The organism is Hydrogenimonas sp. (assembly GCF_029932565.1).
GTDB lineage: Bacteria > Campylobacterota > Campylobacteria > Campylobacterales > Hydrogenimonadaceae > Hydrogenimonas.
Genome location: NZ_JAOZPV010000067.1, coordinates 1 through 9,858, shown reverse-complemented (window position 1 = coordinate 9,858; position 9,858 = coordinate 1). Strand labels below are relative to the sequence as shown.

The 9,858-nt window shown below is 48.9% G+C and carries 11 protein-coding genes; 4 read left to right on the top strand and 7 right to left on the bottom strand.

Going from position 1 to position 9,858, the window contains the following annotated elements; genetic code table 11:
• The first annotated feature begins 210 nt into the window (after positions 1 to 210).
• Positions 211 to 735 carry a hypothetical protein gene (locus Q1K24_RS07855; protein WP_300368486.1) on the top strand — a complete coding sequence of 175 codons (525 nt, stop codon included), beginning with the start codon at positions 211 to 213 and terminating at the stop codon, positions 733 to 735.
• A gap of 57 nt (positions 736 to 792) precedes the next feature.
• Here Q1K24_RS07855 and rnz read toward each other — a convergent pair whose 3' ends face one another.
• Positions 793 to 1,713 carry a ribonuclease Z gene (rnz, locus tag Q1K24_RS07850; protein ID WP_300368483.1) on the bottom strand — a complete coding sequence of 307 codons (921 nt, stop codon included), beginning with the start codon at positions 1,711 to 1,713 and terminating at the stop codon, positions 793 to 795.
• Complete coding sequence (locus Q1K24_RS07845; RefSeq protein ID WP_300368481.1) at positions 1,706 to 2,794, bottom strand: tyrosine-type recombinase/integrase; 1,089 nt, start codon at positions 2,792 to 2,794, stop codon at positions 1,706 to 1,708. The genes rnz and Q1K24_RS07845 overlap by 8 nt, the downstream gene beginning before the upstream one ends.
• 348 nt (positions 2,795 to 3,142) lie before the next feature.
• Here Q1K24_RS07845 and Q1K24_RS07840 point away from each other — a divergent pair, with 348 nt between their 5' ends.
• Positions 3,143 to 3,736 carry a TetR/AcrR family transcriptional regulator gene (locus Q1K24_RS07840; RefSeq protein WP_300368479.1) on the top strand — a complete coding sequence of 198 codons (594 nt, stop codon included), beginning with the start codon at positions 3,143 to 3,145 and terminating at the stop codon, positions 3,734 to 3,736.
• Positions 3,737 to 3,788: 52 nt separating this feature from the next.
• Here Q1K24_RS07840 and Q1K24_RS07835 read toward each other — a convergent pair whose 3' ends face one another.
• The 3 genes from Q1K24_RS07835 to Q1K24_RS07825 all read right to left on the bottom strand — a co-directional run bounded on the left by Q1K24_RS07835 (position 3,789) and on the right by Q1K24_RS07825 (position 6,719).
• Complete coding sequence (locus tag Q1K24_RS07835) at positions 3,789 to 5,684, bottom strand: diguanylate cyclase (RefSeq protein ID WP_300368476.1); 1,896 nt, start codon at positions 5,682 to 5,684, stop codon at positions 3,789 to 3,791.
• Between the two features lie 134 nt (positions 5,685 to 5,818).
• Positions 5,819 to 6,190 carry a rhodanese-like domain-containing protein gene (locus tag Q1K24_RS07830; RefSeq protein ID WP_300368473.1) on the bottom strand — a complete coding sequence of 124 codons (372 nt, stop codon included), beginning with the start codon at positions 6,188 to 6,190 and terminating at the stop codon, positions 5,819 to 5,821.
• 97 nt (positions 6,191 to 6,287) lie between these two features.
• Entirely contained in the window at positions 6,288 to 6,719 is a 432-nt protein-coding gene (locus tag Q1K24_RS07825) for a hypothetical protein (protein WP_300368470.1), read from the bottom strand.
• Between the two features lie 82 nt (positions 6,720 to 6,801).
• Here Q1K24_RS07825 and Q1K24_RS07820 point away from each other — a divergent pair, with 82 nt between their 5' ends.
• Together Q1K24_RS07820 and murA are read left to right on the top strand one after the other, a co-directional pair.
• Positions 6,802 to 7,224 (top strand): NUDIX hydrolase, encoded by a 423-nt coding sequence (locus Q1K24_RS07820; protein WP_300368467.1) that lies wholly within the window; start codon positions 6,802 to 6,804, stop codon positions 7,222 to 7,224.
• A complete protein-coding gene (gene murA / locus Q1K24_RS07815; RefSeq protein WP_300368464.1) occupies positions 7,225 to 8,487 on the top strand; it encodes a UDP-N-acetylglucosamine 1-carboxyvinyltransferase in 1,263 nt (420 codons plus the stop codon).
• Between the two features lie 16 nt (positions 8,488 to 8,503).
• Here murA and Q1K24_RS07810 read toward each other — a convergent pair whose 3' ends face one another.
• Together Q1K24_RS07810 and Q1K24_RS07805 are read right to left on the bottom strand one after the other, a co-directional pair.
• Positions 8,504 to 8,878, bottom strand: coding sequence for a helix-turn-helix transcriptional regulator (locus Q1K24_RS07810; RefSeq protein ID WP_300368489.1), 375 nt, complete (start codon positions 8,876 to 8,878; stop codon positions 8,504 to 8,506).
• Positions 8,878 to 9,780 (bottom strand): DnaJ C-terminal domain-containing protein, encoded by a 903-nt coding sequence (locus tag Q1K24_RS07805; RefSeq protein ID WP_300368460.1) that lies wholly within the window; start codon positions 9,778 to 9,780, stop codon positions 8,878 to 8,880. The genes Q1K24_RS07810 and Q1K24_RS07805 overlap by 1 nt, the downstream gene beginning before the upstream one ends.
• Between the last annotated feature and the right edge of the window lie 78 nt (positions 9,781 to 9,858).

Below are 9,858 nucleotides of genomic sequence, written 5' to 3'. Positions count from 1 at the left end.
GAATGGCACCCAAACGGTGCGATGACGAGGCGAAAAGCGCAAGGCGATGCCAAAGCATCGTCAAGGAGAACCAACAAAGAGAGGGGGCAAAATCGCTTCCGTTACCACCCATAGGAATTTCTGAGATGGGTTCTATTAGAATCAATTTAAAAGTCTTTTTCAATACAAAATATCTATAATGTCGCAAAGCATACGAAAAGGATAAGTAAGATGAAGACAAAAATTCTGGTATTACTGTTTGGTGTGGCTCTGCTGTTTGGCGGATGCAGCAACAAAGTTGAAGAGAAACCCATTGTCGAAATAGAAGAGGGGAGTGTGACTCCTGCTATCGTAATCGGCGAACCGTTCGTATCCGGCACGTTGAAAGATCAGTTCGGCAAAGAGGGAAGTGTCACTCCGGAAACGGAAAAGGTGATCATTGTATTTGGTAAGGCGACGGGACATCTTGTCAAAGAGTTCCTCAACAAAAAACCGCAAGACTATCTTTCTGAAAAGCATACCGTCTTTATCGCCGATGTCAGCGGTATGCCGTCGATGATCTTTAAATATGTGGCGCTGCCCGATCTGCAGAAACACAACTATCCAATCTATCTGATTCTCGAGAAGAGCGATTCGGAAAAATTCAGAAACGAAAAGTACAGCGATTACATCATGATCGTCGATCTCGACAAGAGTGTGGTCAAAAGAGTCGATTTCGTCACAACGGAAAAGGACCTTGAGCAGCGAATTGACTAAAACTCCTCTCAAATACTCTGTACGCATGCGGTCAATGCGAAGTAAACGCATTTGGTTTTAACACTCTATCTGCATGAAATCGTAGGCTGCTTCGACGGGACCGTCGAAGCAGCTTTTCGCTTCGTTCAAAAGCTCCACAATTCTGCCATCTTTGTCGTATCGCGGACTGATATGGTTTAATATGAGCCTTTTCACGCCCATTTGTTGTGCCGCCTCAGCCAGCTGTTTGGCCGTTGTATGCATAAATTTTCGTGGAAGATTGTCGAAGTCGTTTTGGGTATAGGTTGCTTCGTGGATCATCAGATCGAACGGTGCGTAGGGTGAAAAGAGCAGGGGATTGTCATTGTCGCCGCCTATGACGATGCGTTTGCCTTGTGTCGGCTTACCGACAAGCGTGTTGCCGTCGATGGACCGTCCATCGGCAAGCGTAACGGTTTCGCCTCGTTTGAGTTTCGCATAGATTGGGCCTTCCGGAATGCCCAGTCTTTTCGCTTTGGCAATATCGAAATGGCCCGGTTTGTCGTCGAATGTAACGACAAATCCGTACGTCGTGATAGAGTGGGACAGTTTGACGACATCGATCCTGAAACCCTCGTATCGCAACAGGGTGCCTTCGGATATTTCAAAAATTTTCAGATCGAAGGGAAGATTGAGTTGGGAGAGCCGCATGACGCTTCCAAGCAGTTCCCGAATGCCTGCCGGGCCGTAGATTTCGAGTGACGACTCCGAACGCTGCATTCCTTTGGATGCCAGAAGACCGCAGAGTCCGTAAACATGGTCACCATGCAAGTGGGTAATGAAAACACGCGAAAGGTTGTAGGCACTCAACGATGTTTTCATGATCTGGTGTTGCGTTCCTTCACCGCAGTCAAAGAGCATCCACTCCTTTCTGTTTTCCAACTGAAGGGCGATGGCGGAGACATTTCGTGTTCGCGTCGGCACACCCGCCGATGTTCCCAGGAACGTGATTTTATGCATGATCGTCTTCTCCGTTTCCTGCAATCCCATCCATCACGCTGGCAGCTTCCTTGAGCCTCTCTTTGTCGAAGTGGGTATAGATGCGTGATGTGTCGAGGCTGGCGTGTCCCAGCGCTTCCTGAACAAGAACGAGATCCTTTTTTTTGAGATAGAGCATCGTGGCAAACGTATGCCGCAGCATGTGGGCACCGTTTTTCTCTTTGCGTATGCCGGCCTGCATCAAGATTTTCTCGACAATGCGGCTGACATAGGCCTGGGTGAGGGGAGTGCCCTTTTTATTGCAGAAAAGCAGGTCGCCATCGCACTTTCGTAGCAAAAGCCACTCATGTAGATATTTTTTAATATGAGACTGTTTGATCACGACGACGCGCGCTTTGTTGCCTTTTCCGGTAATGCGGATGAGATAGACGTCACCTTCGGGTATCAGATCCCTGGTTTGGAGCTGCAGCGCCTCCCCGACCCGAATGCCGGTGAAAAGGATCAATTTGATAAGCAGACGGTTTCGTGATGCGACAGCGTTTTGAAAGGGGTGGGTCTCGATCGCCTCGATAAAGCGTTCCACCTCATTCTCCTGCATGTAAGAGGGGAGTTTGGTACCGCTCTTTCCGGAAAGGCCGCCCCAGTTTTTGAGTTCGATGCCGTAATGGTGGGCATTGCCGTTATCTTCGCCGTTCTGCTTGTCGACATAGCCGAAAAAGTTGATCATTGCGATACGGTAGTTCTTTTTCGTCGCGTCGGACAATCCGGCCGTCGCGGAGGCCAGAAAGTCGCTGATGAGCTCCTCGTCGATCTCTTTCATCGAAGCGAGTCCCATGTCGTTGAGATAGCCATAAAGCTTTTCCAATGGTTTGTAATAGGTGTTGATGCCGATCAGGCCTGCATTCCGGGCCTCTTTGGCCATCCTGGAGAGGGTTTCGATGGAGTCCACACCGGTACGCAATGTCCCGATAATACGTGCCAATGCCTGCGGATCTCTGACCTGGCGGTTGGAGAGGGAATTGAGCTTGGAGTGCAGATAGCGGCTTATCCAGAACAGGAGCGTTCTGTCGAAGCGGTTTTCAAAATCGAGCGGATAGCGCATTTTCAAATCCTTTAAATGATAAGTGAGTAGTGAGACACTCGCTGCCGCTCGTTTAGTATGTAGCTCTTTTCAATGCACAGATTTCCGTGTATAACCACAAGCTAACAACGTAAGCGCTCGCTACTAACTACCAACTTTTATAAGTATTGAAAACTATAATTTTCAAACTTTATTTTATCGACTCCTCCATTAAAATTTCCTTCGAATTTAATATGAACATATGTTAATTAACCGTATCAGCAAATATTAACAGTTGTTCAGTTAATATAGCTTGAAAGAAACAGTTGTTCATCTCTTGATGAACAGTCGTTAATACCAGTGAAAGCCCTATTCCAGGAGTTTTATCGAATGCCAAAACAGGTGAACACCAAACAGAAAATTGTCGAAGCCGCGATCGATTTGATCGCAAAATATGGATATCGGGGTGCGTCTGTACGAAAAATAGCTGCAGAAGTCGGAATCAGAGAGAGTGCGATCTACAATCACTTCAAAAACAAGGAAGAGATTTTAAAACAGATTATTGCAGAGATATTCGTGACCCCTTTCGAGTTCAAAGATGTGGAAGAGAAAGCGAAACGCGGGAAATCGTTTTTGAGAGAATTTGTCGTGGCTTACAAGCTGATCGCTTTCGATAAAAAGAAGGAGAAGCTCTTCCGTGTTCTGATGATCGAACTCTTTCAAAACAGAGTTCTCAGGGAGAGTTTTATCCAGGAGTTTCATCAGAAAGATATTCAGCAGATTTCGAAAGCTTTTTTCATTATGATGCAGGAGGGGCTGATACGTTCCGGCGATCCGATGTTTATGGCGCAGGAGTTTCTCGCTCCCCTATTCTATATACGCCTGCAGATCTCGCTGCTTCGTATCGATGCGGAGTCGACCTCCTCCATTGCAACCCACTTCGAGAAACATGTCGATTTTTTCTGGGAGTCGATAGCGGTCTAAAGGCTGGTTGCATATAACGGAACCAGCCCCGGTTATGAGAGGGATCCTCTCGTCAGCTGTACATGATGTAACGGATGGCGGAAGATTTGAGTTTCGGAACGTTCTCGGTATGTACGCCAACGATGATCAATTCGATATCGAGGCTGCCCAGGAGTGTCAGAAGCGCGTTTTTCGATGCTACATCCAGATCCAGATAGCTGCTTTCGTTCATTTTCACGTAAGCGGGAGCACTGTATTTGAGGTAGCTGTATTCCCCTCTCTCTCCGCTGAATCGGTTGATGCCGAAACGGATGCCATATTTGTTCAATTCAACCGAAACACGTTCGACGACGATCGGCTCGAGCGAAAGTATGTCGTGTTCGGAAATCTCCACATAGAGTTTGCCGCGCATATTTTCGGCTATCTCCTTGATCGTATCTTCGAATATAAAGAGTTTGTCGCTCTCCTGCAGCATATCCGCGATCATTTCGAATGCGATGGCATCCTGCGTAAAACGGTGCTTTTTCATATATTCGAATTCGAAATGCATCAGGTCGTATTCAAGACCGAGTTCGATAACGGCAGGTACATACTCTCCATATTTGATCTCTTTGCCGCCGTGGATGATGTCGAAAGAGAGAACATGTGTCACATCCTTCTGCTGTTTGATGTCATGGACGGGTGCCAGATGCGGTTTCAGCCGTCCATCTTTCAATGCCTTGGTGATGATTTCACGCCACTCCGTTTTGCCTACGGTCGGTCGTTTCGCATCATCCACTTCGTAGGTGATGATATGGTTCTCATTGTACATCGCCGCATCCGAAAGTGCGGAATCCACACAACTGAGAAGTTTGCTGGTTTGCATCTTTCGTTCATACTCACAGATGCCGATGCTCAGATTCAACTGGTTTCGCAGACCGAACTGTTCGCTCAGAAGCATATGCTTGCTGATGATGTTTTCTGCCAGATCTTTGGCGGTTGCGGCATTGTAGACCGGTAGAATCATGGCAAATTCTGTCCCGTTGATACGGGAAACGAGCGGTTCGTGAGCCTTTTCGGATTCCGCTTTGAGGATTTTGGCGAAATTGAGAAGCATATCGTCCATCTTTTTCCGCCCTATTTTCTTGTTCCCCTCGATCACACCGTTGATGCGAATCATAATGAGTGATCCTCTGGAACGTGTATCGTTTGCAAGCAGATATTCCGGCAGTTTGAGTTGGAAGTATCGGCGATTGAAAAGATCGGTCGCCTGATCGAGATAGAGCATCTCCTGGCTCTCTTTCATCGCTTCCGAACTTCTGACATAAAGGTCTTTGACACGCTTGACCATTGAGTTCATGGCGATAACGACATCATGTAGTTCAACGGTTGAAGGAACCTCTTTCTGTATGATAAAACGGTTGTGTATGACGCCCTCCGCCTGATTTCTGATACCTTCGAGCGATTTCAACACAACCCGAAGCACGAAATTCAGCAGAAGCAGGCCGATGATTCCAAAGATGACAAAGAGAGAAATCGTATAGAAAAAAAGTTCGTATAACTGTTGATAAACGGCGCTTTTGTCAGCCTGTACACGAAGTTTTCTGAACAGATTGTGATCGGCTTCGATCAACTCCTCGGCAATGGGCGCATCGATCGGAAACAGCTCGACGAACCATTCCGGAATCTCACCGATATCCGTGGATTTGGTTTTTCTATAGATTGTTTTGTTGGCATTCATGTTGATCAGTTCGATACTCTGATAACTGCCCGTAGCCATAATCTTATCGATGATGGAGCGGATTTGGTTTTCGTCTTCGATGATGGGGATGATCGAATCGTGCAGCGTTTTTGCCGCTTTGTTCGCATCATTGGCCAGTTCCGATTCAAAATAGGTTTTCGATTTGATGAAATAGACGCCCAGGACGCCTCCCAACAGCAACAACAGCAGCAACGATACGACAATTCCTATTTGTTTATTGAGTGACAAAACTGTCCTTTTCGGCTTGGATTTTTGAGATGGGTTCTAAATTGTATATAAATATCGGTTATTGTACTCTTAAGTTTTAGTCCGGCTTTCCGCCGAACGGATCGGCAGAAAGCGATGGTATGGGAAGTGTAGAATCAGTTGTCGGGAGTATAAGGTGTCAGTTCGAAGCCGATGTTGTTGAGGTAGAAGACTCCCCCATCGAGATTGACGGCGTTGTAGCCGTTTTGGCGGAGGAAATTGGTCACCATGCGCGTTCGGCTTCCTGTGCGGCAGATTAGCCCCACGAGCTGTTGTTTGTCCGCGATCCGGTTGTACGCTTCGAGGAATGCATCGACATCGTAGTTGCCAAAGTCGTCAAAAAAGGTGATACATTTCGAACCCGGTACGATGCCGGTCTGGCGCCACTCCATCTCTGTACGTATATCGATAACGGTCATCTCTCCGTTTTCGAGCATGTCTCTGGTCGGCCGGATATGTACCGCTTTGCCGATCTCTTCTGGTGTCATAGCGCTCCCTTTTGCATGAATGATCTCTCTATAGGAATAATGAGCGCAATTTTATCATCAATCGTAGTCTGCCGTTTAAATATGGCAGATTAGCTTCTCAGGCTAATTTTTTCAACAGTTTGCGATAGTGATCCACTCCCATGAAACTCTTTTCGAGCCGCCATCTGAGAATGAACTCGACGATCTCTTTCTTTACGTTTTCATCGAGGTTTTCGACACGTCCGAAATAGCGCAAATTGATATTCTTTGCCCTCTTTCTGCCCTCTTCCTCGATATAGGTAATGGCGATGATCTGGGCATATTTTCCCTCGGTAATTTGGCCAAGCGTTTCGTTGATCAGAGAGATTCCGGAGAGATTGATCGCTTTGTAGGCAAAGAGATTCCTGAAATCGCCGACTTTGTCAGAAAGCTGCAGTCTGCTGTAGAGCTCCTCGAGGCGTTTGAGATTTTTCTTGCGTTCGATCTCGTAGGATGAAATGGAGCTGGCTTTATCGGCAAGGGCTTTGAGCCGGTCGAGTTTGTCGGACATATTGACTCCATATTAAAAAATATTACACCAATTTTACCGCGTTTTTATGGTAAAATCAACACATTTCATCCAAGGAACCATTTTGGCGATCAAGACCCCTTTCGTTGCGACCGACAGCATCATCGAGTGCTTCGACTCTTCCGATGACTTTTTGGGTATCGTTCTCATCGAACGGAACAATCCACCCCATGGTGTCGCCCTGCCCGGCGGTTTTGTCGAGATCGGCGAAACGGTCGAAGATGCATGTCGGCGCGAGATGAAAGAGGAGACGGGGCTGGATATCGAACTTCGCCATCTGCTCGGTGTCTATTCCGATCCGGATCGCGATCCCCGTTTCCATACGGTTTCCGTCGTCTACGTGAGCCGCTCCCATGGTAACCCCGTAGGGGGCGACGATGCGAAAACGGCCCGGCTTTTCCATCTCTCTCAGATTCCATGGGAAAAACTCGTTTTCGACCACGCCAAAATTTTAACCGACTACATACGCTACAAGGACAGATCTTAAATGGATTATCTATCGATTACAGGCCCCTCACGACTCAGCGGCGACATCACCATTTCCGGTGCCAAAAACGCCGCCCTTCCGCTCATTGCGGCCACACTGCTTTGCGATGCTCCCGTCACGATCGACAACATTCCCGATGTGGCCGATATCAGGACGCTGCTGAAACTTTTCGAAAAGCTCGGCAGCAAATTCGTCTACGACGAGCACACCCTGACAATCGACAACGAAGCCATTCACAATACGACGGCGACATACGATATCGTCAAAACCATGCGTGCTTCGATTCTGGTGCTCGGGCCTCTTCTGGCACGGTTCGGGCGTTGTGAAGTGAGTCTTCCGGGCGGATGTGCCATCGGTCAGCGGCCGATCGACCTCCATCTCAAGGCGCTCGAGCAGATGGGTGCCATCATCGAGATCAAAAACGGTTATGTCGTGGCCACGGCACCCGATGGTCTGCAGGGTGCCCATATCATTTTCGACAAAATTACGGTGACCGGCAGTGAGAATATCATTATGGCGGCCGCACTGGCCCGGGGAAAAACGGAACTTATCAACGTCGCCAAGGAGCCGGAAGTCGTTCAGCTCTGCGAAGTGCTTCAATCCGCAGGCGTCAAAATCGAAGGTATCGGTACCGACGAACTCGTCATTCACGGTACCGACCGCCAGCCGGTCTGTTTCGATGCCTTCTCCATCATTCCGGACCGGATCGAGGCAGGCACCTATCTCTGCGCCGCCGCGATTACCTACAGTTCCATTACATTGAACGGTGTCAGACCCGATCACCTCGATGCTGTGACGGCCAAGCTGCACGAAGCCGGATGCCGAATCGAGAGCTCGGGTGACCGTCTCACCATCTTCCCTGCCGCGAGACTGAAGGCATTTGAAATTTCAACGACCGAATATCCGGGTTTTCCTACCGATATGCAGGCACAGTTCATGGCGCTCGCGACCCAGGCGGAAGGGGTGAGTATCATCGAAGAGCGCCTTTTTGAAAACCGGTTCATGCATGTCAGCGAACTCCAGCGCCTCGGTGCGAGCATCCATCTCAAAGGCAACACCGCCACGCTCAACGGCCCGATTCAGCTGCTGGGTGCCGATGTCATGGCGACCGATCTGCGTGCCAGCAGCGCCCTGGTCCTGGGAGGTCTCGCGGCCAGCGGCGTGACCAATGTCCACCGTATCTACCACCTGGACCGCGGTTATGAAGGATTGCACGATAAGTTGGAGAGTCTGGGTGCGAAAATAGAGAGATTGAAAGAGTAGCGGGCGAATCTTCCCCCTACTCCTCTTCAAAAATAATGATTTCGTAATTGTTTTTCGCCACCATGGCCCGATGGCTCGGAATAGTGGCATGGCTGCTTGCTTTTTCAAGCTCCTGGCGAAGGGAATCGATCTCAGCCTGCATCGCATCGATCTTCTCTTTCAGCTGCATAATAATGTCCACACCTGCCAGATTGACGCCGAGATCCCGCGTCAAACGCAAAATGAGTTTGATCCGGTCGATATCGCGCTGCGAATAGAGGCGCATCCGCCCCTGTGTACGGGATGGTTCGATGAGCCCTTCCCTCTCATACTGCCGCAGCGTCTGCGGGTGGATATTCAGAACCTTCGCCACCACACTGATCAGATAAACCGGCTCGTCGTAACTGTGCATCATTCACCTCCCGGTAGTTTTTCTTCCATCATTTTAGCAAGTTCCGGATCGAGCTCTTCGACTTTCGGAAGTACGATGTTGGCGATGAGATAGAGGTCGCCCTTCGTTTTGGTTTTGCGATTCATCGCACCCAGTCCTTTCACGCGGAATTTCTGACCGTTTTTCGTATTTGTCGGAACTTTCAGTGTAATCTCTTTTTCAAGTGTCGGAACCTTGATTTTTCCGCCGAACATCGCAATTTTCAGGGGTATGTCGATCGACTTGTAGAGATCGTCCCCTTTTCGTTCATATTCCGGGCTCGGGGCCACTTCGATCTTCAGAAGCAGATCGCCCCGCTGGCCGTTGTAGTTTTTGCCTTTTCCCCGAATGCGCAGGGTCTCACCCGTTTTCACACCGGCCGGAATACGGATGTCGAACGATTCGCCGCTGACGGAGATGTTGTGGGTTCCACCCAAGACGGCTGTGTTGAAGGGTATCGCGATTTTGGCATGGATATCGAGATCCGGTGCACCCATGCCGCCCATATCGAACCCGCCGAATCCTCCGCTTCCGAACCCACCGAATCCTCCGTGGGCCGAGCCACCGCCGAATCCGCCGAATCCACCTCCGAAAATGTTGCGCAGGATCTCTTCAAGGTCGACGTTGCCGCCCTGCCCCTGGGCGAAATCGTGGAAACTCTGACCGCCGAACATCTGGTCACCAAACTGGTCATACTGTTTTTTCTTTTCCGGATCGCTCAACACTTCGTACGCCGCGTTGATCTCTTTGAACTTCTCTTCTGCACCCGGATCTTTGTTGATATCCGGATGGTATTTTCTCGCTAATTTCCGATAGGCACGCTTGATCTCATCGGCGCTCGCATTTTCGCTGACGCCCAATGTCTCATACAAGCTTTTGCTCATGCCCACTCCTTTGTGTTGACTAACCAATTTTTTGCCCTATTCTATCACAATAGTTTAGTCTCTGTCAATCAACTTTAA

Coding starts and splice junctions, on each gene's coding strand:
- Q1K24_RS07805 (WP_300368460.1), bottom strand. CDS start 9,780: ATGAGCAAAAGCTTGTATGAGACATTGGGCGTCAGCGAAAATGCGAGC.
- murA (WP_300368464.1), top strand. CDS start 7,225: ATGGATTATCTATCGATTACAGGCCCCTCACGACTCAGCGGCGACATC.
- Q1K24_RS07845 (WP_300368481.1), bottom strand. CDS start 2,794: ATGCGCTATCCGCTCGATTTTGAAAACCGCTTCGACAGAACGCTCCTG.
- Q1K24_RS07840 (WP_300368479.1), top strand. CDS start 3,143: ATGCCAAAACAGGTGAACACCAAACAGAAAATTGTCGAAGCCGCGATC.
- rnz (WP_300368483.1), bottom strand. CDS start 1,713: ATGCATAAAATCACGTTCCTGGGAACATCGGCGGGTGTGCCGACGCGA.
- Q1K24_RS07810 (WP_300368489.1), bottom strand. CDS start 8,878: ATGCACAGTTACGACGAGCCGGTTTATCTGATCAGTGTGGTGGCGAAG.
- Q1K24_RS07830 (WP_300368473.1), bottom strand. CDS start 6,190: ATGACACCAGAAGAGATCGGCAAAGCGGTACATATCCGGCCGACCAGA.
- Q1K24_RS07825 (WP_300368470.1), bottom strand. CDS start 6,719: ATGTCCGACAAACTCGACCGGCTCAAAGCCCTTGCCGATAAAGCCAGC.
- Q1K24_RS07855 (WP_300368486.1), top strand. CDS start 211: ATGAAGACAAAAATTCTGGTATTACTGTTTGGTGTGGCTCTGCTGTTT.